This is a genomic window from Pseudomonas sp. BS3767 (assembly GCF_900099665.1).
GTDB classification, from domain to species: Bacteria; Pseudomonadota; Gammaproteobacteria; order Pseudomonadales; family Pseudomonadaceae; genus Aquipseudomonas; species Aquipseudomonas cerasi.
Window position 1 is genome coordinate 1 of sequence record NZ_FNCX01000007.1, and the last position, 22,481, is coordinate 22,481.

Annotated in this window: 19 protein-coding genes; 6 read left to right on the plus strand and 13 right to left on the minus strand. The window is 59.8% G+C overall.

Features of this window, described 5'->3' with window-relative positions; genetic code table 11:
• From BLR16_RS19075 to pobA, 11 genes are all read right to left on the minus strand, one after another.
• On the minus strand, positions 1–1,008 hold a 1,008-nt coding region (locus BLR16_RS19075), incomplete at its 3' end, for a toxin VasX (RefSeq protein ID WP_368086295.1).
• 302 nt (positions 1,009–1,310) lie between these two features.
• Entirely contained in the window at positions 1,311–2,081 is a 771-nt protein-coding gene (locus tag BLR16_RS19080; protein ID WP_003436038.1) for a DeoR/GlpR family DNA-binding transcription regulator, read from the minus strand.
• A gap of 39 nt (positions 2,082–2,120) precedes the next feature.
• On the minus strand, positions 2,121–2,807 hold the full coding sequence (locus BLR16_RS19085) for an SDR family NAD(P)-dependent oxidoreductase (RefSeq protein ID WP_072366876.1): 687 nt from the start codon (positions 2,805–2,807) through the stop codon (positions 2,121–2,123).
• Between the two features lie 54 nt (positions 2,808–2,861).
• Positions 2,862–3,986: a sialidase family protein gene (locus BLR16_RS19090; protein WP_003370014.1), complete on the minus strand. Its 1,125-nt coding sequence runs from the start codon at positions 3,984–3,986 to the stop codon at positions 2,862–2,864.
• Entirely contained in the window at positions 3,973–5,397 is a 1,425-nt protein-coding gene (locus BLR16_RS19095) for a sodium:solute symporter family protein (protein WP_044309054.1), read from the minus strand. The genes BLR16_RS19090 and BLR16_RS19095 overlap by 14 nt, the downstream gene beginning before the upstream one ends.
• Positions 5,398–5,475: 78 nt before the next feature.
• Positions 5,476–6,498, minus strand: coding sequence for a 4-hydroxythreonine-4-phosphate dehydrogenase PdxA (gene pdxA / locus BLR16_RS19100; protein ID WP_003436046.1), 1,023 nt, complete (start codon positions 6,496–6,498; stop codon positions 5,476–5,478).
• Positions 6,491–7,750: a four-carbon acid sugar kinase family protein gene (locus tag BLR16_RS19105; RefSeq protein WP_074808675.1), complete on the minus strand. Its 1,260-nt coding sequence runs from the start codon at positions 7,748–7,750 to the stop codon at positions 6,491–6,493. Before BLR16_RS19105 ends, pdxA begins: the two co-directional genes overlap by 8 nt.
• The gene (locus BLR16_RS19110) at positions 7,747–8,916 is read right to left on the minus strand and encodes an iron-containing alcohol dehydrogenase (RefSeq protein ID WP_074808678.1); all 1,170 of its coding nucleotides are present in this window, start codon (positions 8,914–8,916) and stop codon (positions 7,747–7,749) included. The genes BLR16_RS19105 and BLR16_RS19110 overlap by 4 nt, the downstream gene beginning before the upstream one ends.
• Before the next feature lie 10 nt (positions 8,917–8,926).
• Positions 8,927–9,805, minus strand: coding sequence for a 4-hydroxy-tetrahydrodipicolinate synthase (dapA, locus tag BLR16_RS19115; protein WP_003370023.1), 879 nt, complete (start codon positions 9,803–9,805; stop codon positions 8,927–8,929).
• A 169-nt stretch (positions 9,806–9,974) separates the two neighbouring features.
• The gene (locus BLR16_RS19120) at positions 9,975–11,300 is read right to left on the minus strand and encodes an MFS transporter (RefSeq protein ID WP_074808682.1); all 1,326 of its coding nucleotides are present in this window, start codon (positions 11,298–11,300) and stop codon (positions 9,975–9,977) included.
• 214 nt (positions 11,301–11,514) lie between these two features.
• The gene (pobA, locus tag BLR16_RS19125; RefSeq protein ID WP_003436055.1) at positions 11,515–12,699 is read right to left on the minus strand and encodes a 4-hydroxybenzoate 3-monooxygenase; all 1,185 of its coding nucleotides are present in this window, start codon (positions 12,697–12,699) and stop codon (positions 11,515–11,517) included.
• A 153-nt stretch (positions 12,700–12,852) separates the two neighbouring features.
• On the opposite strand from pobA, the gene BLR16_RS19130 reads away from it, so the two are divergent.
• A complete protein-coding gene (locus tag BLR16_RS19130) occupies positions 12,853–13,722 on the plus strand; it encodes a helix-turn-helix domain-containing protein (RefSeq protein ID WP_058397999.1) in 870 nt (289 codons plus the stop codon).
• Between the two features lie 51 nt (positions 13,723–13,773).
• Here the strand turns inward: BLR16_RS19130 and ppnN are convergent, their stop codons facing one another.
• A complete protein-coding gene (gene ppnN, locus BLR16_RS19135) occupies positions 13,774–15,147 on the minus strand; it encodes a nucleotide 5'-monophosphate nucleosidase PpnN (protein WP_003436065.1) in 1,374 nt (457 codons plus the stop codon).
• A 452-nt stretch (positions 15,148–15,599) separates the two neighbouring features.
• On the opposite strand from ppnN, the gene BLR16_RS19140 reads away from it, so the two are divergent.
• The 3 genes from BLR16_RS19140 to BLR16_RS19150 all read left to right on the plus strand — a co-directional run bounded on the left by BLR16_RS19140 (position 15,600) and on the right by BLR16_RS19150 (position 18,968).
• Positions 15,600–16,274, plus strand: a complete 675-nt coding sequence (locus BLR16_RS19140; protein ID WP_003436066.1) for a TIGR04211 family SH3 domain-containing protein — start codon at positions 15,600–15,602, stop codon at positions 16,272–16,274.
• 400 nt (positions 16,275–16,674) lie between these two features.
• Positions 16,675–18,276: a tetratricopeptide repeat-containing response regulator gene (locus BLR16_RS19145; protein ID WP_003370034.1), complete on the plus strand. Its 1,602-nt coding sequence runs from the start codon at positions 16,675–16,677 to the stop codon at positions 18,274–18,276.
• Complete coding sequence (locus BLR16_RS19150; protein WP_003370036.1) at positions 18,273–18,968, plus strand: sensor histidine kinase; 696 nt, start codon at positions 18,273–18,275, stop codon at positions 18,966–18,968. Before BLR16_RS19145 ends, BLR16_RS19150 begins: the two co-directional genes overlap by 4 nt.
• A gap of 65 nt (positions 18,969–19,033) precedes the next feature.
• Here BLR16_RS19150 and BLR16_RS19155 read toward each other — a convergent pair whose 3' ends face one another.
• A complete protein-coding gene (locus tag BLR16_RS19155) occupies positions 19,034–19,843 on the minus strand; it encodes a glycosyltransferase family 2 protein (protein WP_003370038.1) in 810 nt (269 codons plus the stop codon).
• Positions 19,844–20,079: 236 nt separating this feature from the next.
• On the opposite strand from BLR16_RS19155, the gene BLR16_RS19160 reads away from it, so the two are divergent.
• The gene (locus tag BLR16_RS19160) at positions 20,080–20,991 is read left to right on the plus strand and encodes a methyltransferase domain-containing protein (RefSeq protein ID WP_074808685.1); all 912 of its coding nucleotides are present in this window, start codon (positions 20,080–20,082) and stop codon (positions 20,989–20,991) included.
• Between the two features lie 195 nt (positions 20,992–21,186).
• Positions 21,187–22,428 (plus strand): glutamine synthetase family protein, encoded by a 1,242-nt coding sequence (locus tag BLR16_RS19165; protein WP_161437912.1) that lies wholly within the window; start codon positions 21,187–21,189, stop codon positions 22,426–22,428.
• Positions 22,429–22,481 lie beyond the last annotated feature (53 nt).

Consider the following 22,481-nt stretch of genomic DNA (forward strand, 5'->3'; position numbering starts at 1 on the left):
GCTGATCTGCGCTTCCTCAAGGATGCACTGCTCGAAGTAAGCTTCGAGCTCGCCCAGGTACTGATGGGTGAGCGCCGCATTGTCGCGCACCGATGCCGGCAATTTCTCCGGTTCGCCTTCAGCGCCACACAGTGCGGTAACCGTCTGGGCGATCTGGATCCTGTGTTCGTACTCGGCTTGCCAGTTGCGGTAAGCGGCCTGATCGGCGGCCAGTTGCATACCCAGATCGTTGAAAATGGCCAGCGGGTCATCAAGGGCAATGAGCAGTGAACTGTGCTGGTCTTCAACGCTGCCCTGCCAGAAAACGTCAGCGCCGATTGGCGAAAACAACGGCTGGGTTTCTTCGCTGGAGGCCTTGGATGTAGGAATCGTCGAGTCTGCAAAGCGGCCATCGTCAACCACATGCTCCTTGTCGATGTCCGCCACCGCTTCGGCAATGCGGTTCAACGGCAAGGTATCCGGCTCGGCCATGGTCATGCAGTAGCGTTTCAGATCCAGCGCTTTCATCCATGCAGAGCGGCTTGCCGGGTTCGAACGCAGGTGTTCGCATGTTCGCCACGTCCATTGCAGCGGAGAAAAGGCGATATGAAGCCGGTTGTTTCGCGGATAGAGCAGGAAGGGTTTGCCATCGTCGGCACCGCTTCGCCGGTCACTGCCAAGCTGCGTATCGGCCCACACAATACGGCTCAGGTTGCCGGTGGCGGCTGACACCGCGTACTCGTGCAACGTTTCGGCAGTCTCGTCATAGACATATACGTAACCGTCATACAGCTGGCGAAGGGTATAGCTGCGTGTTTTCAGCTTCGGCATCACCGCCCAGCGGCTGCCCTTGAGTAGCGGTTTCAGCTTCTGGGGAGCGGTATCGTAGCGGGAGCGATCCAGCGCATAGCGCACGGGCACGATGGCGACGTCAGGTCCGCGGAAGGGACACAGGCTGGTGGCCGTGGCGGGAGTTTTGGCGAACGTTGCAGCACGTCGTTGAGTATGGGTGCCGGATTTGTCGGTCATGCATGGAATCTCTGCGCAGAAACGGTCGATATCGCCCGCTGTATGCAGAGGTGCATTCCAAGATATGTGCCGACTGTCTACTTATCTATAAAAAACAAATAGATAGGGATTTAAAGCAAAGACATCGAGCAAGAAAAGCGTGAAATAGTGCGCAAGTATCTGCACACGTGCGCTGACTCGCGCATGCTCGCTGCATCGCTTTGAGTACAAGCCTTGGTCAATTTTATTTAGGTATTGGGTGCGCAAAAGTCTGCACGGCCCGCGCCAAGTGCCACGAACAGGAAATCAGGTCGTTTGCCGAATCAGGCAGGCAGTGCAATTTCCACCTGAATACTCTTGCGTGCCTTGAACGGAGCGAGCAGGGATTCGTCATCCACCGGGTTGGTAATCAGCGTCCAGGGCTGGCGCAAGGGTGTCCAGTGCTGCTGACGAGCTCGGCCCAGCTTGGTGACGTCAGCCAGGACAAAGACCTGAGCGGCGCGTGCCACCATGTTTTCCTTCAGATACGCCTGTTCGGCGCTGGCCTCGCACAGACCCAGCTCCGCTACCACGCCATCGGCACTGATGAACAGTTTGTCGGCACTCAGGTGTTCCAGGGCTGCCTGCGCCGCCACGCCATAGGTCGACATGCTCGATGCGCGCAGCGTGCCGCCGAGCACGGTGATGCGCCCATCGGGGATCAACGCCAGATCGCTCAGCGCCAGCAGGTTATTGGTGATCACATGCAGCCCGCGCCGCTGATTGAGAATGTGCGCCAGCGCGCTGGTACTGGTACCGCCTTCGAGAAACAGCGTGTCGTGATCCTCGATGTGCGCCAGTGCGGCACGGGCGATGTCCATTTTTTCCTGGCTGTGCTGACGGCTGCGCTCTTCCAGAGAAGTTTCCGGCTCGCGCTGACCGACGTGTGCCGCGCCGCCGTAGGTGCGCAGGATCAAGCCGTGTTCGGCCAGGGCGGTCAGGTCGCGGCGAACCGTGGCTTCCGAGACGCCGAGTTGGGCGCACAGCTCGTCCACGTTGGATTTGCCGGAAAGAACCAGTTCGAGTATCGCTTGACGACGGTTGGCGACTTTCATTACAGCCCTTGCACTAAAGCCTGGAAGCGGGATGCAACCTTACAACGACGCACCGCCGCATACCACCAGGCTTTGCCCGGTAATTGCACCCGCGTCGGGGCCGAGTAGAAACGCCGCCAGACCGGCGATTTCCTCGGGTTGCACGAAGCGGCCTATCGGAGGCTTTCGCGGCGGCGTGCCACTGCGTCCCGGGTCCAGCAGCATCGGCGTTTCGGTCGCGCCGGGGGCGATCAGGTTGACGGTGATGTTACGCGGGGCCAGCTCGATCGCCCATGAGCGAACCATGCCTTGCAGCGCCGCCTTGGTCGCTGCGTACTGGCTGCGTTGCGCCGCGCCCTGCATGGTGCGGCTGCCGATCATCAGGATACGGGCACCGTCGCGCAGGCGTGGGTAAAGCGCATTGACCATGTGGCTGGCAACGGCCACATGCAGATGCCACATCGCCTGGCCATCGGCATCGTCCAGTTCGCCAAGCGCTGCAGTGCGCATGAAGCCGGCCGCATGGATCAGTGCATCGATGCGCGGTGTTTGCTGCAGGGCTGCGTCCAGCGCGTTGAAGTCGTTGAGGTCGCACGCTCGCCAGGTGAAGTTCTTGTGTTCCAGGTCTGGCGTGCGGCGGCTCAGACCGGTGACCTGCAAGCCCTGTGTCAGCAAGCGCGTGATAATGGCTTTGCCAATGCCGGAGCTGGCACCGGTGACGAGTACGGACTGAATCGGTTCGGGCATGGCATGGGTTCCGCAAAGGCGTCGATCGGCAGCAGGCTGATCGACGCGGGTGGGTCAACGGATCGCGTTCAGCGGCAAGTGAATATGTTTGATCTTCTGTCGGAAGTAGGTGAAGGCGACATGCAGGCTGCCATCCGCGGCCTGGATGATGCTGGGGTAGGAGAATTCGCGGTTGAGCTTTTCCTGTGAGTTGTTGGTCAGGCAAAAGCCGTCGCCCAGCTCCAGGTCCAGACGGGTCGGCCAGGTACCACCGCCGTCCCGCGAGACCGCCAGGCTCATTGGTGCACGGGGGATGCCCCACACTGCAGCCTTGCCGTCCTCACGCGGTCCCGGTGTGATCCGCTCGTCACCTTCGTCTTCGATTTCGTCGTACAGCGAGGCGCGGCGCTGGGCGTGGCCGTCGGCGCTGACAGGGTTATAGACCAGTGCCAGCTCGTCCGTCGCCAGTCTCACGAACTGGATCGACGAGTTGTTGTTGGGCAATTCGGTCGGTGCCGGCACGCTCCAGGTTCGTCCCCGGTCGCTGGACCGGCTGCTGTAGATGAAGTCTGCCCAGCGGCTGCGGAACAGACCGAGCAGGCTACCATCCGCCAACTGATGAACATTCATGTGCACGCTGCCGGTGCTGTCAGGCACGTCGTGGCGTGACCAGTTGTGTCCTTGATCGGTGGAGATCATTACTGCACTGACGTCATGGTTGCCGACCCACTTTTCACCGGGGCCGGTGATGCAGTACCAGACCGGCAATACCCAGTCACCGTTATCCAGTACCACCGGCGGCTGGCGTACAAAGGTGCCCGGCTCGTCGAACAGGGTGTCTATAGGCCCCCAGCTCTGGCCGTGGTCCAGCGACAGGCGACGGCGGATGATCGCGGTCTCCTGATTACCGGAAATCTGTGCGGTCCAGATCAACCACAGCGGGCCGTCGGGTGCTTGAAACAGAATCGGGTTCTGTTCGGAGCGGGTCGAGTCTTCGGACATTTTCCGGGGCTCGCTCCAGACGCCCGTCACCGGGTCACGGCGCGACAGCAGTACGAAGATGTCGGCCATACCCTCCTGAGTCCCCGCGAACCAGGTGCATAGCACTGTGCCGTCGGCCAGCTCGTGCAGGTTTGCCGCATGGTTCTGTGCGTAAGGCGTTGGCAGGAACGCGTCCTGACGGGTATCAGCGGTTGGCATGGGGGACCTCGGTTTCTACAGGATTGGCAGGTTGGCTCGGCGCGGACTGGGGCAGCAGGCGCTCGATGGCAATCACAATGGCAGGTGTCACCAGGGCGATGTACATGTTGTCGATGCCGTAAGGGTTGTTCAACAGATACCAGACGCTGGTAGTAATCGCTGAGGCGATCAGACCCAGCGTGGCGCCTCGGCCCGAACCGAAGAACGGCAGGTAGATGGCGATCATGGCGACAACGGCAATCGACAGGCGCAGGGCGCGAGTGAAGAATGACAGGTTGAGGATTTCAGGGACGAAGAACACGAAGAACAGCGGCACGAAACCGATCACCAACGCGATCAGGCGTGTGGTTTTGAATTCCTGATCCACGGACGGTTTGCGCCACGGTACGTAGAAGTCACGGACGACCAGCGAGGCGATGGCCAGCGCTACCGTACTGACGCTGACGAAAATCGAAGCGACCAGCGAGATGGTCACTACGCCTGCCAATACCGGGCTCATCGATTGCAGGAAGATCGGCAGCGCGTACAGGCTGCTCATTTCCGGGTGCAGGTACTTGGACGCGACACCGATGAAGCCCAGCGCCAGGGCAATCGGGATGCACAGCAGCGAGGCATAGAAGGTCGAGCGGCGTGCTGCGTTCTGATTCTGCGTCGAGGAGATGGCCTGAATGATGAACTGCGTGGAGAAAATCGCGCCGACCGTGCCGATGATCCAGGCGAGGATTTTCGAACCACCGATGGCGCCGTCCCACGTGAAGTAATGCTCGGGCATGTTCTGCACCACGGGGCTGAAGCCGCCAGTCATTTTCAGTGCCACGCCGAGCACGATCAGCACGCCGATGTATTTCACCCCGGTGTGCAGAATACTCATGTAAGCCACGCTTTTCAGGCCGCCGAACACGTAGTAGAGCGTGCTGATGATCGCGGTAATGAAGGCCGCAGTGGTCAGGTTGATCTTCAGAACCGTGGCAATGGCCGCCGCGCCGCTGACGTAGTTGCCGACGTTCACCAGCAACAGCGCGTAGATCATGATGATCGAGACTGCGAGTTTGGTGGAGGTGCCGTATTTTTTGGCGATGAAGCCGGAAATGGTGAATTCGCCGGAGCTGTACAGCTTGCGCGCCATCAGCAGGCCGAACAGCGGGAAGCCGATGGCTGCGGCGATCACTGACCAGGAGGCGGCAAAACCGCTTTCGAAGGCCGCTTGTGCCGTACCGACCGTAGACTTGGCGCCGATGAATTCGGACATCATCAGCACGCCGACGACAAAGGCGGGCATGGTGCGCGAGGCGACCATGTATTGCTCACTGGTCTTGCTGCGCAGGCGCATGCTCATCCAGGTGGTTATGAGGATGTAGACGACCACCATACCGATGATGATCGAGGTGTCTTGCGCGTTGAAGGTATCCATCAGTCTCGCTCCATTGTTTTTGTTCTGGCGCGTTATGGGGTGCCGCTGGGGATCGTTGGGTCAGTACCGGTAACGACCTCAGACGGCGATGGAATTGCGGGTGTCGCGTTTTCGGGTGGCCAGCTCCACGGCCTGGCGCATGGCTTCGATCAGGCTGCGTTCGTCGGCGATGCCCTTGCCGGCGATGTCGAAAGCGGTGCCGTGATCCACCGAGGTGCGGATCACCGGCAGGCCGATGGTCACGTTGACCCCGGCCTCCAGACCCATGACCTTGACCGGGCCGTGGCCCTGATCGTGGTACATCGCAACCACGGCATCGAAGTCGCCGCGTCCGGCACGGAAGAACAACGTATCGGCGGGCAGCGGGCCTTCCACGCGCCAGCCACGGGCGCGCAGTTCATCAATCGCAGGCTGGATCTTGGTGGCTTCTTCGCCATAGCCGAACAGGCCGTTTTCCCCGGCGTGAGGATTGATGCCACAGACCGCGATCAGCGGGTTATCGATGCCTGCGCGGGTCAGCGTCTCTCTGGCGCGCTCGATGGTGCGCTTGACCAGCCCAGGTTCGATGCGCGCAATGGCGTCGATGATGCCGATGTGGGTTGTGACGTGAATTACCCGTAATGTCGGGGTCATCAGCATCATCGACACTTCTTCGATGCCCAGCAGGTGCGCGAGCATTTCGGTGTGACCGGGGAAGATATGCCCGCCTGCGTGCAGGGCTTCCTTGTTCAACGGAGCGGTGCAGATCGCATCCAGCTCGCCGGCCTGAGTCAGTTGCACCGTACGCTCGATATAGCGGAAGGCCGCATCACCGGCGACCGGCGAGAGTTTTCCATAAGGCAGGTCGGCGGGGATCAGACCCAGGTCGATGCAGTCCACGCTGCCCTGAATGAAGCGCGCTTCTGCCGGGCTGGCGATGCTGTTGACGCGCAGTTGGCTGCCGACGATGCGGTTGGCGTCTTCCAGGCGTTGCGCATCGCCGATCACCAACGGCCGGCAAGTCGCGTACACCGAGGCATGGGTGAGCATTTTCATGATGATTTCCGGTCCCACCCCGGCGGCGTCGCCCATGGTGATACCAATGACGGGACGTTCAGACATAGGAAGCTTCCTCGTTGAAAGGGGTGTCGGTCGCAGCCGTTGCGTGGAGCCGTTGCCAGGCGTCAAGCAACGTGTCGGGGTCGCCGAAAGCGCCGGCTTTGGTCACTACATTGAGTGTGTGCCTGCCCAGTTGCGCTTCGGCCAGAACCACGCCGGTGGCCAGTTCGCCAGACAGCATCAAGCGTTCGATACCGGCGGCAATCAGGATCGCCCTGGCGGTTTCGCCGCCCGTGGCGATCAGCGAGCCTGCATGGGGCAGGGCGGGTGCCAGCCATTGCGCCAGCGCGTGATTCAAGGTGGCTGCCCGGGCTGGATCGCGCTGTTGTTGATCGAGGCGCACCAGTACATCCTGCCCGGCGGCTAGGTGTTGCTGAAGCTGCTCGCTCAGGGCATCGCGCTCGGTGCTCCTCTCTTCATTGAGTAGCGTCGAAGGTTGCAGCGTCATGCACAGTGCCTGACTGGCGTGCGCGAGCCTGTCGGCCTGGGCTTGAGAGTGCCGGGACATGCTGCCGATCACGGTCAGCACCGGTGAGCGTGGTCTGACACTGATCGGCAGGGCTGCGGCCAGACCGAACGCTTGTGGCAGATGGCGAGCCAGCCCGGCAGAGCCGACCCAGAACAGCTCGTCGTGCCAGCCCACTGACGCGTCGGCCAGACGCAGCAGGTCACTGTCCAGTTCAGCGTCGCAGACCAGCACCTGCACACCCTGCTCAAGCGCGCTGCGCAGAGCGGTTTTCAGACCGGCAGGGTCGCGAATGGCGTCGAGCCCCAGCCATTGCGTGTGCAGGCCCTGCGCGGCAAACAGCTCAAGCAGGTCGCCGGTGCCCTGCAGGTGCTCGTTGCGCCACACATCACTTTGATCGACCGGCACACCATTTATCAATTGCACACCCATCACGGTGGTGCGCTGCATGGCCGGGAACGCCGGAGCGACCAGCGCCATGCCGCGCAGCCCCTGCAAGGCATCGACCTCGCTGGCGATATTGCCGCGCAGTGTCGAGTCGATTTTCTTGTACAGCGCCATGCCTGCGCGGGACTGTTGTTGCAGCGCTACGCGGTTCTGTTCGGCGGCCTGTTGCGGCGCCAGGCGACGCGAATCGGTATCGAAGGCGATGACCCCTTGCAGGTCTGGGGCGCCGTTGCTCAGCAGCACATGGGTATCGACCCGCGAGGCGAAATCCGCCGCGCAATCGGCGGCCCCGGACAAGTCATCGGCGATGATCAACAGGCCGGGAAACTCGACGTGACTCATGGCAGCAGGCACCGGTACAGTTGCTGGATATCGTCAAGGCTGAGCGCCTTGGGATTATTGGTCATCAGGCGGGTGACCCTTGAGGCCGCCACGGCCATGTCAGCCAGATGCTCTTCGGCCACGCCAAACTCACGCAGGTTCTGCGGGATGTTCAGCACTTGAGTCCATTGGCGAATCTGTTCGATCAGCTTGTGGGCCGCCGCCTCATTGCTGTCGTCCTGCTGTGCTACACCGCAGATCAGTGCCGCGCGCTTGAGGCGTTCGGCGCAACTGTCCAGATTGAAGGCCATCACGTGGGGCAGCAGCATGGCGTTGGCTACGCCGTGAGTGACGTGAAACTTGCCTCCCAGCGGGTAGGCCAGCGCATGCACTGCAGCGGTCCCGGCAGCCGTCAGCGCCAGGCCGCCGTACATCGAACCCAGCAGCATGTCGCCGCGAGCGCGCACTGATTCCGGTTGTTGCCAGGCTTCCACAATGCTGCCTGCGATGAGACGCATCGACTCCAGGGCAAAAGCATCGCTGATCGGGTTGGCCTTGGTGGAAATGAAGGACTCCAGCGAGTGCGTGAAGGCATCCATTCCGGTCGCGGCAGTGATCGCTTGGGGCAGGCTGAGGGTCAGCAATGGATCGAGAATCACCAGCGTCGGCAGCAGATGGCGGCTGACCACACCGATCTTCAGTTCTTCATCGGGCAGCGTGACGATCGCGTTGGGTGTCACTTCCGATCCTGTACCGGATGTGGTGGGCACCAGCACCATGGGCTTGCCGGGGTGGGTCACCTTGTCGATGCCCAGCAGGTCTCTGAGTGGCGTGTCATTGGTCAACATGACGGCGAACAGCTTGGCGGCATCCAGCACGCTGCCCCCACCGATGGCGATCAGGGCGTCCGGCGCATGCGGAGCGACGTCGTCACGGAACACACGTTCGATGTTTTCCAGGGTCGGTTCGATTTCGACGTTGTCGAGCATGTGCACGCGGATATTCAGGTCGCGTAGCTGATCGGTGACGCGCTGGGTGACACCAAGGTTATGCATGGCGTTTTGCGTGACCAGAATGACGGTCCTGACCGGCACATCGAGCAGTGGCAGCTTTTCGCCCAGCAGATCCAGGCTGCCGGGACCGTGGACAACATGCTTCACGGTCTGGAAATGGTAGGTAGCAGACATCGCAATGACCTCAGGCTTGGCGGTAAACGGCCAACAGGCTGTGAAGTTTTTCCAGCGCGGCGGCGTCGAGCGGCTGTACCGGCGCACGGCAGGGGCCGACCGGTACATTGAGCAGTTGCGTGGCTGTTTTCAGCACTACAGGCAGGGTGCCCAGCGCGAAGGCATCGCGCAGCGGGCGCAGGGACTCCTGCGCGGCGCGGGCAGCGTCATGATTGCCCGACTGGAAGTGGTTCCAGATCGACATGACCAGACCCGGCACCGCGTTGGCGGTTGCAGCCACCGCGCCGTCACCGCCGGCCAGCAGGTTCCAGTGGATCAGCGAGTCGGTTCCGGCGAATACCGCGAAGTCGTCGCTGCGGTACTTCATCATCTGCACCAGTGCATCGAAGTTGCCAGCACTGTCTTTGATGCCCTTGATCTGCGGATGCTGGCTAAGGGTGGCCACGGCATCCATGCCGATCGACATGCCGGTCTTGGCCGGAATGTTGTACATCATCAGCGGCAGTTCGGACGCATCGGCGATGCTGGTGTAGTGCTTGATCAGCTCGCGCTGGCTGACAGCATTGAAGTACGGCGTGATGATCGACAGGGCATCGGCGCCCACATCGATCATCTTTTTGTTCATTTCAATCACTTCGTGCGTGGCAAATGCACCGGTGCCGACCACGACAGGTACGCGTCCTGCCGCCGCTTCGACGGTAATACGAGCGATCTTTAGTTTTTCCGCTTCGGAAAGGGCGAAGAACTCACCGTTGGTGCCCAGTACGAAAAGCCCGTGAACACCTGCATTCAGAAGGTTTTCGATCAGATTGCGCAGGGCCTGCTCGTCGAGCTGCTGATCTTCGGTGAAGGGCGTGACCAGAGCTGGAATGATGCCGCGAAATTGCATGGCCAGGTTCTCGTTTTATTTTTAGTAAAACGATAGTGATTGAATCGATCATTACTGGCAAGCATTTTGAGCGTTTTTTTCACGAAGGAGTAGGGTGATGCAGTAAAAATGAAAGAACCGATCAAAAAGCCAGGCACAAGGCCTGGCTCTAGATGAGGTATCGAAAAGGTCAGGCGGGCCTAGTCACCTTGATTGCCGACAAACGACTGACCCGCAAGGCCACCAGACTGCCGACGATGGTCAGCGCGGCCAGTGAATACAGCGCCAGGGTAGTCGAGCCGGTCTGATCCTTGATCCAGCCCACCAGGTAAGGGCTGAGAAAGCCTGCCATCTGCCCGATCGAGTTGATCAGCGCCAGCCCGCCTGCGGCAACGCTGGCGCTCAGCAGGGCGGTTGGCAATGGCCAGAACATCGGCAGGCTGGTCAGCGCACCCATGGTCGCGATAGTCAGCCCGATGATGGCAACGATGGGCAGCGTCGCGAAGTTGGCGGCAATGATCAGGCCGGTCGCGCCCATCAGCATTGGCACCACCAGATGCCAGCGGCGCTCATTACGCAGGTCGGCGGAGCGGCCGACCAGCAGCATGAACACGCCCGCCATCAGGTACGGCACGGCACTGATCCAGCCGATCACCAGTGCATCGCTGAAACCGAGGTTCTTGATGATCGACGGCAGCCAGAAATTGATCGCGTAGACGCCGCTTTGAATGCAGAAGTAGATAAAGCCCAGAATCCATATGAACGGCATGGTCAGCACTGAAGCCACCGAGCTCTTGCCGTGCACCGGACGGCTCAGTTCATCGTTGGTGATATCGGTCTTGACCCGCTGACGCTGCGCGGGCGTCAGCCAGCGGGCATCCTCGACCCTGTCGCACAGCAGAACGAAGGCCAGCACACCCAGCGCCACGGTCGGCAGCCCCTGAATCAGAAACATCCATTGCCAGCCGGCCATTCCGCCCTGGCCCGCAGCGAAATGGTTGAGAATCCATCCGGAAAAAGGACCGCCCAGCAGGCCGGAGACCGGAATGGCCGACATGAACAGTGCCATGATCCGTCCGCGACGCTGGTTCGGATACCAGCGCGAGAGGTACAGAACGATGCCGGGGAAGAAGCCGGCCTCTGCCATGCCGGTCAGAAAGCGCAGCACGTAGAACTCGACCGGCGTGGTGACGAACAGCAGGCAGGTCGAGAAGATTCCCCAGGTAATCATCATCAGACCGATCCAGCGACGCGGCCCGAAGCGGTTCAGCGCCAGATTGCTGGGCAGGCCACACAGCACGTAGCCAATGAAGAAGATACCGGCACCGAGGCCATAGACCGTCTCGCTGAAACTCAGGGCATCGAGCATCTGCAGCTTGGCAAAGCCCACGTTCACGCGGTCGAGGTAATTGAACAGGTAACAAATGAAGATAAACGGGATAAGGCGCAGGGTAATGCGACGGTAGACATGATTGCCTTCGGCGTCGCCCACCTCGTGGGTCGAGACAGGTGTCATGGCGGGTGTTCCTCTGTGCTTGTTGTTTTTATATAGCCGGATAGCTACTGGATGCACTCCTGATCATAGGTGGGCAGTGACAAAAACGCTTTGGGGTTTTGCACGGCGGCAGGGGGCACGCGTTGTGTGATTGCACAACGCGTGCCCCCGGGGAGCTTATGGCTTGCCGCGAATGTCAGCACGCAACGAAAATCATTGCGCCGGGGCCAATGCTCTACTCGACAGCCTCATACGGCAAGCCCACATAATTCTCGGCAATGGTCCTGCGCCCGGCTTCCGAGCCGACGTAGTAGTCCAGTTCGGTCTGCTGGATGCGCTGGCTGAATGCGTCTGTGTCGGGAAAGTTGTGCAGCACCGACGTCATCCACCAAGAGAAGCGCTCGGCTTTCCACACTCGGCGCAGGCAGATCTGTGAATACTTTTCCAGCAGGTCAGTGCGGCCTTCCTGATAGACCTTGAGCAGGATGCGGTACAGCGTGCTGACATCGCTGGCCGCCAGGTTCAGCCCCTTGGCACCGGTCGGCGGGACGATGTGCGCGGCGTCGCCGAGCAGGAACAGGCGACCGTACTGCATGGGTTCAACCACAAAGCTGCGCAGCGGCGCGATGCTTTTCTCAATGGACGGGCCGGTCACCAGGCGCTCTGCCAGATGCTCGGGCAGGCGGGATTTGAGTTCATCCCAGAAGCGCTCGTCCGACCAGTCTTCGACCTTCTCGTCGGCACTGACCTGCACGTAATAGCGGGTACGAATGGCCGAGCGCATGCTGCACAAGGCAAAGCCGCGCGGGTGATTGGCATAGACCAGCTCTTCGTTGACCGGCGGCGTATCGGCCAGTACGCCGAGCCAGCCGAACGGATAAACGCGTTCGAATACCTTGAGGGCGTCGGCGGGAATCGATTGCCGTGACACGCCGTGAAAGCCGTCACAGCCGGCAATGTAATCGCAGTCCAGGCGCACGGTCTCGCCGTCTTTCACAAAGGTCAGGTACGGACTATCGCTCTTGAGGTCGTGCGCTTTGACGTCTGCGGCGTCATAGATCGTCATTGCACCGCTGGCTGCGCGCGCGGCCATCAGGTCGCGGGTGACCTCGGTCTGGCCGTAGACCATCACCGTCCTGCCATCGGCAAGGCTCTTCAGGTCGATGCGCTCGCAACGACCGGCGAACGCCAGCTCGAAGCCGTCATGGATCATGCCCTCTGCGTCCATGCGTTCACTGACGCCCGCTTCACGCAACAGGTCGGTCATGCCTTGTTCCAGCACGCCGGCGCGGATACGCGACAGGATGTAGTCGGGGTCCTTGCGCTCGACGATGACGTTATCGATGCCGGCACGTTGCAACAGTTGGCCCAGCAACAATCCGGAAGGGCCTGAACCGATAATGGCAACCTTGGTTTTCATGGCGATAGTCCTGTCTTTTGATCCCTGCCAGGTTTAGTCAGCGGGAAATGTTTGTTTTTGTCTCCTGCATTTTTAATGGATGCCGTCGAGATAAGAAGGCAATATCCGCTGCATTATCTGGACTTTTCGAGGGTCCGGACCAGAGAGGACGACATGGCCAGACCTGCCACAGCAGCGATACCGGTGTTCAAACTCTATGGGGAAACCGCGGCCTGGCCGACCCCCGATCTGATCCACTGTGAGTCGATCCCCGAGCGCAGCAGGATTCACGAATGGGAGATCAAGCCGCATCGGCATGGCGATCTGGTTCAGCTGCTTTACGTGCAGTCGGGCAAGGCGATGCTCAAGGTCGAGGACCGGGTCAGCGAGGTCGAGATGCCTTCGTTGCAGGTCGTGCCCGCACTGAGCGTGCACACCTTCAGGTTTTCCAGAGATATTCAGGGCCATATTCTCAGCCTGGCCAGACCCTTGGTGGAGCAACTCGAGGCTGCGCTCGACGTCTCTGCCCTCAGCGCTGCCCGCTGCTATGCGCTCGGGGCGGACAGCGATTATGTCGACACGCTGTTCAATGCCATTGCCAATGAATACCGGCAGCCCAGAGCGGGCCGCGATCTGATGCTGCACTCGCTGGTCAGTGTGCTGGCGGTGTGGCTCAGTCGGCGCAGCAGTGAAGGTGCTGGCGAAGAGACTCACGCCATGGATCGCGGCCGCGAGCATTTGCAGGTGTTCATGCATCAACTGGAAGCGAGTTTTCGCGAGCACTGGTCGATTGACCAGCATGCCCAAGCGATGGGCATCAGCGCCGCGCATTTGAACGCTCTGTGTCGGCGGCTGTGCAACCAGTCGGCCTTGCAGATCATCAGTGAGCGCTTGCTGCTGGAGGCCAAGCGCAACCTGATCTACACCACCCTGACCATCAATCAGGTGTCAGACAGCCTGGGCTTTTCCGAGCCGGCGTATTTTTCGCGTTTCTTCAAGCGCGCTACCGGGCAATCACCCAAGGCATTTCGCCAGCAGCAATAGAAACGGGGTGCTCAAGAGCACCCCGTTGGCTTGTCGCAGGTCGCTGTGCGGTCAGGTCACGACCTGGTAGCACGGCACGTACGCCGCGCCGCCTGGCAGCTTCATGCGGTGCTGATCGACGAAGGCCTGCAACAGCTTGTCCAGCGGGCCCATGATCGATGGATCGCCGTGGATCTGATAAGGACCGTGCTGTTCGATCAGGCGAATGCCCTTGTCCTTGACGTTGCCGGCGACGATGCCGGAAAACGCCCGGCGCAGATTGGCGGCCAGTTCGTGAGTCGGCACATCGTGGTTCAGTTGCAGTCTGGACATGTTCTCGTGGGTCGGATCGAAAGGGTGCTGGAAGCTTTCCTCGATCTTCAGCAGCCAATTGAAGTGAAACGCGTCATTACGCTCGCGGCGGAACCGCTTCACTTCCTTAAGGCCCTGAGTCATCTGCCGGGCAACGTCTGCCGGGTTGTCGATGATGATCTGGTAGTGGCGCTGCGCCTCTTCACCCAGCGTGGCACCGACAAATGCGTGCAGTTGCTGCAGGTACGGCTCGGTGTTTTTCGGGCCGGTCAGGATCACCGGGAACGGCACGTCCTTGTTGTCCGGGTGCATCAGAATGCCCAGCAGATACAGGAACTCTTCGGCAGTGCCTGCGCCACCAGGGAAAATGATGATGCCGTGACCGACGCGGACGAACGCTTCGAGGCGTTTTTCGATGTCCGGCAGGATCACCAACTCATTGACGATCGGGTTGGGCGCTTCGGCAGCGATGATGCCCGGCTCGGTCAGGCCCAGGTAGCGACCGCCGACGATACGCTGCTTGGCGTGCGCGATGGTCGCGCCTTTCATCGGGCCTTTCATCACGCCGGGGCCGCAGCCGGTGCAGATATCCAGGCTGCGCAGGCCCAGTTCGTGGCCGACTTTCTTGGTGTATTTGTATTCTTCGGTATTGATCGAATGGCCGCCCCAGCACACCACCATCTTCGGCTCGACACCGGCACGCAGGGTACGAGCGTTGCGCAGCAGGTGGAACACGTAGTCGGTGATGCCCTGGGAATTGCTCAGGTCGATGCGCTGGCTGTCCAGCTCGCTTTCGGTATAGACGATGTCGCGCAAGGCGCTGAACAGCATTTCGCGGGTGCTGGCGATCATCTCGCCGTCGACGAAGGCATCGGCCGGAGCGTTGAGCAGCTCCAGGCGAACGCCGCGGTCCTGTTGATGGATGCGGACTTCAAAACTCTCGTACGCTTCAAGAATGGTCTTGGCGTTATCGACGTGGGCGCCAGTATTGAGAATGGCCAGGGCGCACTGGCGAAACAGGGTATAGGTGCTGCCTGAACCGGCCGCGCTGAGCTGCTGCACTTCACGTTGGGACAGGGTTTCAAGGCTGCCTTTCGGGCTTACGGTGGCGTTAATCACTTGTCTTGGGATCATTCTATTTTCCATTAGAGCGATGCAGTCGAGCATCAGGATGGTGAATATCGAGAACATTCACCCCTGTGGAGCCTTTTCTACAGCACTTGGCCGGGAAAGCAAACGCCGGACCGCAGACGTCCCCTGTTTGAGCCGTTGTGCGTCGTCGCAGGATTGAATCGGCAGGTGAATTCTTTTGAAAGCAGGCACTTGCTTCGCATGACCGTGCGGCTGAATTTTGACGCGGACAACGGGCAATAGTGAACCTGACCCCGTTAACGGAGTCTGTTAGCTGATGGACTTTCTGGACGGCCTGCACGAAAGGGATCATCAGGTGCTTTTTCAGCGCGCCTGATAGGCAGACATTCCGTCCGGGCAGGAGTTGCAAAACCGTTGATCACTTGCCGCTCCCATCCTTAGCCGGCCCGTTAAACGAGGCTTTATTTTCATTTCAGATAAAGATAATTATCGCCATGTCTCGTCATTTTTCCGCACTTCTTTCCCGAGCCCCTGGCCTGTTCGTCGTTTCGCGTCGCTTGCTCGGCGCAGGCCTGGTTGGCGCTGCATTGACCGTTGTCGTGCCTGGCAGCGCACAGGCCGCAGGCAGCGATCGCTGGGTTAGCGACAGTCTTACGACTTATGTACGCAGCGGACCAACCGATGATCACCGGATTGTGGGAACGCTGAAATCCGGGCAGAAGGTCGAGCTGCTCAGCGCTTCGGGCAAGTTCAGCCAGGTGCGCGGCGAAGGCGGTTCCACGGTGTGGATTCCGAGCAGCGACTTGCAGGAAGTCCCTGGCCAGGCCGAGCGTGTCCCACAACTGACTCAGCAGGTCGCCGATCTGACCGAGCAGCTGGCGGGCATCGACAACACTTGGAAGACTCGCGTGCAGGGCATGCAGGAAACGCTGGACGCGCGCAAGAAACTGGTCGATGAGCTGGAGGCGCGCACCAAGACCCTCAACGATCAACTGGCCGACTCTCAGGCTGAATTGCGTGCGACTCAGGCACGACTTGGCGATGAGAACAAGCAAGTGATGATGCGTTACATGGTCTACGGCGGCAGCATTGCCGGTGCCGGCTTGCTGGTCGGCCTGATCCTTCCGGCGCTGACCAAGGGCCGTAAGAAGAACGACGGCTGGGTGTAAACCACCTTGATTACCTCACATGCCAGCGCCCCGCGCTGGCATGTTGTCCGCCACGCTGTGCGTTTTATCGAGTGCGCAGCCGATGTGTGACGGACCTCTCCGAAAATGCCTTTCCCCTGCCGCAACCAAGATACAGCCCACACTCTTTATGCCTGCCTGGCACAGGGTTCGTGCGCGAAGTTGATGTTCGTTCTACAGTTTCTGCGTGGATGGTCGAAAAACTGAGTGTCGCCCTCAACCTCCTGCGCTGACGCATAGGAGGAGGGGACCGGCAAGTTGTGTTATGGCTTTTTGCTATCAGTTATTATGTGCGTCCTGAAAAATGGGCTGCCGAGTCGGGCCTGAATGATTTTCAGGCTGCGGGTCTCATATTTTCACCCTCTCCTGTGCAGGAATCCGGATGCTGGCGTACAACCAAAAAAGCTTTCTTATCGTTGATGATTTCTCTGACTTTCGCAGTTCAGTGAGATCGATGCTGCGTGAGTTGGGCGTCAAGGAAGTGGACACCGCCGACACCGGCGAGCAGGCTCTGCGCATGTGCTCGCAAAAGCGTTATGACTTCGTGCTGCACGATTTCAACCTGGGTGATGGTCGCAAGAACGGTCAGCAAGTGCTGGAAGACCTGATGATCGAGCGGCTGCTGAGTTACGAAAGCGTATTCATCATGGTCACTGCCGAAAACAGTCAGGCGATGGTCATGAGTGCGCTTGAGTGGGAGCCGGATGGTTACCTGACCAAGCCGTTCAACCGCGCCGGGCTGGCCCAGCGCCTGGAAAAGCTGGTGCAGCGCAAGACCTTGCTCAAGCCGATTCTGCAGGCCCTCGACCGTCGCAAACCGGCCGAAGTACTGGCCGCGTGCGACAAGCTGATCGAGCAGGACCCACGTTATGCGCCGTTGTGCCTGCGCTACAAGGCCGATGCCCTGCGTGACCTGAAGCAGAACGAGCCCCTGGAAGCGTTCCTCAAGACCATTCTGGCCGATCGGGCCACGCCGTGGGCCTACGGTGCATTGGGCAGCCTGCTGCTCAAGCGCGGCAAGACCGCCGAGGCGCAGGCTGTCTACGAACAGGCAATCAAGGCATTTCCGACCATGCCTGCGCTGTTCGATGGCCTGGCTGATGTGCTGGTCGCGCTTGGCGATGGCAAGCGCGCGCAGTCCGTGCTGGAAAGCGCAGTGCGCCTGTCGCCGCTGGCGGTGCGTCGGCAGAAGCTGCTGGGCAAGCTGGCATTGGGCAACGAGGACTTCGAAAGCGCTTCCAAGGCATATCGCCAGGCCGTCTCCCAAGGTCAGCATTCGCGTTTCAAGGATCCGGAAACCAACCTGGGGTTGGCGCATGCGCTGATCAGCAAAGGCGGTGATCAGGGGCTCGATGCGCGCACCCGTGTCGAGATCAACAACGCCCTGGTCGACGTGGCCAAGGAGCATGGCGACGACGAGGGTCTGCAAGTGCGCACCCGCTTGATGAAAGCGGCCAGCCTGCAGCATTCGGACCCGGAAACCGCAGCCAAGCTGACCGAGCAGGCAATGGCCAGACTGGATGGCATGGAGCAGGTGCTCAGTGCCGATGCCGCACTGATGGTGGCTGCGCAACTGAAGAAGCTTGGTCAGGAAGAGGCCGGTGCCGGCGTCTTGAAGAGTTGTGCGGGAGCCTATGGCGATGATCCTGCGGTGATGAAAAGCATTGCCAGCATGACCGATGATCCGGCGATTCTGGGTGCCAGCAAGGCGGCTGTCGATTTCAACCTGCAAGGCGTGCGCAGCTACAAGGCCGGCAATCTTACGGAAGCACAGGCATTTTTCCGCAGTGCGCTGGGGCTGCAGCCAAAGAACATCAGTATTGCGCTGAACATGGTGCAGTCGCTGCTTCACCCTGGCCAGAATCTGGGCCAGGCCGGAATTGACGAGTGCCGTGCCAGCCTGACCATGCTTGGCAAGATCCCGGAAAGCGATCCACGCTATGAGCGCTACCAGAAACTCAGGGAGAGGGCATTCAGCGCATGAGTGAGGAGATAGAGCAGGGCCTCGACTTTTCCATGGTGATCGCCTCCACGGTGCACGACATGAAGAACTCGCTGGCGACGCTGATCCAGGCACACAGCCAGTGGCAGGCGAAGCTTTCGGTCCAGCAGCGCGATACGCCGGAGCATGGCGTCATCAACTACGAGTTCGCCAACCTCAACGGGATGCTCGTGCAGTTGCTCGGCCTTTACAAGCTGGGTGTCAACCAGATGCCGTTGCGTCCGGACTACCACGAACTGGACGATTTCATCGAAGCGCAACTGGCCCATCATCAGGACGTGCTGGCCAGCCGCGGGATTGCCGCGCGTCATGCGATCGATGTGGTTAGCCCCCTGGGCTTTTTCGACCGCGAACTGATCGGCTCGGTGGTGGGCAATATCATCGTCAACGCCATCGGCTTTGCCCGCGAGCAGATTGTTGTCAGTGTCGGTGATGAAGGCGGGCAGCTGAAGATCACCATCAATGACGATGGCCCCGGCTACCCGGCGTATCTGATCGAACGCCAGACCGACTATGTGCAGGGCATCAACCAGGGCAGCGGCAGTACCGGCCTGGGCTTGTATTTCGCTGCGCACATTGCCCGGCTGCATGTACGCAACGGCATGCGCGGGCGCATTGAAATCGCCAACGGCGGCGTGCTGGGCGGGGCGATGTTCAGTATGACCCTGCCCTGAGAGGCCGCAGCCTTTCCAAGAGCACCCCGCAACGCCTAGTCAGGATTGCGGGGCGTATTCGGCGCTTAGATATTCAGCCCGAAGTTCTGTTTGATGCTGTTCAGGCTGTCCATCAGGTCCTGATCAGACGCCAACGGATGTCTGACCGGTTCGCAGCCGTGCTTGAGCGTGAAGTGCTCGATGGCCGCAAGAGCATTTTGCCGATGCAGGGTATCGGACGAAATCGTTGAGCCCTCAAGCGTCCAGGGCTCGTCCCCCAGATACAGCTGCGAATTATCGATGTCGGCAAAAAACCAGAACGGCGGGTGCATGTTCTGGTTGATGATGGCCAGGGTGTGGTCGACGTGTTCGAAGGCGTTGTGATACGTCTCGTCCATCAGGCCGGCCGCTTCCAGGCTCCGTCTGGAATAGTAGGAAAACGCGCCGACGCAATGGCGGTACAAGGGCAGGTTGATGCCATTGCCGTAGTCAATCCTGTACACCGCATTGGCCTCGCCGGACGGCGTCTTGTTCATCAGGCCATGCTGGCTGTAATTGAGGTGCTGAATACCGGTCAGTGTCGAAGTCAGAATATAAAGCTCGAAGACTTCCGGGCTTTTTATGTAGATGTCGTCTTCGATCAGGAACAGATGCTCGCACCCGGCATCCATCAGTCGCGACAAGGCTCTGTTCTTGGATTTTCCAACGCCGAGATTGGTTTCGTTATTGAAGAAAACCTCGCTGTCATACGCGGAAAACTCCGGATACACATCGCCGTCATTGATGATGACAACGCAGTCGATGATCTCGGCAGGCAGGGAATCGTAAAGTTTTTTCAGCAGCGCAGGACGGTTGTAGGTGACGATTCCGCAGCCAACCTTTTGACCATTGATCATGGTGATCCTCTGTTCTCTTGGGCGTTAGCGTGATTGTTTGTTGATTGGCGTCGCAGCGTGGCGAGTGGTTCAGGCCTGCGCTGACGTCAATCGACGTATGTACGCGGTGGATTGCAATATTTGCGCCAATTGCGGGCACGCCAAAGACCTGGAGCGGTGCCGGTTAAAGTTTTAGCGGACACCGCCGAAACCGATGAAAGACTGTATTCGATATCACGATGAGCGGTGGGTGGGTGATGCTGTTAGCTAAAAAGTACTGCCAGGGGCATGGTATAGAGTTGGGCGCAGCGGCTCACAATGCGTTCAATCTTGCCAATTGCCTGAACGTTGCGCCGTGCAACGGTGTGGATTTTTTGCACCCTCGCGACATGGAAGACTATCAGCAGTACTTCGTCGAGCAGATGAAAGTGTCGGGCGACGTTTCGAAGGTCGACATGCTGGGCGATTTTCAGTGCATCCATACGGCCGACTCGTCAGTTGACTATCTGATCAGTTCGCACGTCATCGAGCACGTCCCCAACCTGCTCTCTGCCTACGTCGAATCCTTCAGAGTGCTGAAGAACGGCGGGGTATTCTTCTGCATCTTTCCCAAGCGCACCGCAGCCAAGACTGATCGGGCCCGTCGTTTGACGACGCTGGCGCAGATGATCGAGGACTATGAAAACAAGGTCGACATGACCACCGTCACTGAAGGCGAGTGGCGCGGTCACTATCAGGTCTTTTCCCTGCAAAGCATGCTCCGCGCAGTCAATTATGTTAACTCGTCAGGCCTGGGTTGCTGGTACATCGAGTGCGTCGAAGAAACCGATTCGAAAGTAGGCAACGGCCACACCGTCGTGCTCCGCAAAGTGGAGGGCTTGTCTGCGGAAAAGTGGCAGGACGTCGGCGACTTCAATACCCAGTTCAATCAGTTGTTGATGGCGGGCAAGCTCGAGAACGCGCTGACGCTGACCAAAATCATGCTGTCATTCAATTTTTTCGATGCCACCAGGCTGCACCTTGCCGGCGCTCTGAGTCGTCAGTTGGGCAATGTGGCCGAAGGCGTCGAATTCCTGCGTCAGGCCCTTGTGGTCGACCCGGAAAACGAAAACTACCGAAAGGAGTTCATCGAAGTGACCGGGACGCCTTTCCATAACCCGGTTCTCTGACGCGGCAGGCCGACAGCCTGAAGCGCGGTGCTTGAAGATTGCAGTCTGAAGGTTGAAGCTTGGCGTTTGCTGCTCAACTAAAAGGACTGACCCATGACAGGCAATGACCCCCATTCGCAGAAAGAAATGCTGATGGGCATTGATGAAGTGGAGTGTGTAACCCCGGATTTGAACGGTGTACCGCGCGGCAAGGTAATGACCGCTGAAGGTTTTCTCGAGGGCCGCCGTTTGCAGCTGGCGCGCGGTGTGTTGCTGCAATGCATCATGGGCGGCTATCCGCCGGCGCGCTTCTACGGCAGTGACGACGGCGATCTGGCGCTGATCAGTGATCCACAGCAGCTCCACCGTCTGCCCTGGAGCACATCGCCGCGCGCCTTGGCGATCTGTGATGCGCAGGACCTCAATGGTCAGCCCTGCATGCTCTCCACCCGTAATCAGCTCAAGGCAGTTATCGCCCGTTACGCTGCGCAGGGCCTGGTGCCGGTGGTGGCCACTGAACTCGAGTTTTTTGTCTTTGCGCCCAACCCCGAGCCGCTGTATCCGTTCGTACCGCCGACAGGGCTGGACGGACGACGCGAGCAGGGGCATTCAGCGTTCAGTATCAGCTCCAACAATGGCTTGCGGCCTTTTTTCGCCGAGGTATACGCCTGTATGGCGGCGTTGGGCCTGCCGCGTGACACGGTGATGCACGAGATGGGCGTCAGCCAGTTCGAGATCAACCTGCTGCATGGCGATCCGCTGCTGCTGGCCGATCAGACCTTTCTGTTCAAGCACCTGCTCAGGGAAGTCGCGCTCAAGCACGGGCTGATTGTGGTCTGCATGGCTAAGCCGCTCGCCCATACAGCGGGCAGTTCGATGCATATTCATCAGAGCGTGGTGACAGCAGAGACCGCAACGAACATCTTCAGTGATGCGCAGGGTGAGCCGACCGACACGTTTCGTCATTTCATTGCTGGCCAGCAAGCCTGCATGGCGGACTTCACCGCGCTGTTCGCGCCCAATGTGAATTCCTACCAGCGCCTGTGCCATCCGTATGCCTCGCCCAACAACGCCTGCTGGTCCTACGACAATCGCGCTGCCGGATTACGTATACCGTCGAGTGCAGCGGCGGCCAGAAGGGTGGAGAATCGTCTGCCGGGCGCTGATGCCAATCCCTATCTGGCCATTGCCGCAAGTCTGGCGGCCGGGCTGCATGGCATCGAGCAACGGCTGGAACCGACGCCGCCGCTGCAGGGCGAACTCGAGGTGCCGGAAGAATTGTTATTGCCGTGTACCTTGCACGCTGCTCTGGAGCGTCTGAAAAGCAGTCAGTTGGCCAAGGAACTGTTTGGTCATGAATTCATCGAAGGCTACATCGCGTCGAAGACCCTGGAACTGACCAGTTTTTTTGACGAGATAACCCCCTGGGAACGGCGCGTGCTGGCTGCTCAGGTTTAAGAATCGCAGTGTTGGGCTCGCCCAGTCGGGCGACTCCCTATTTTTGGAAAGTT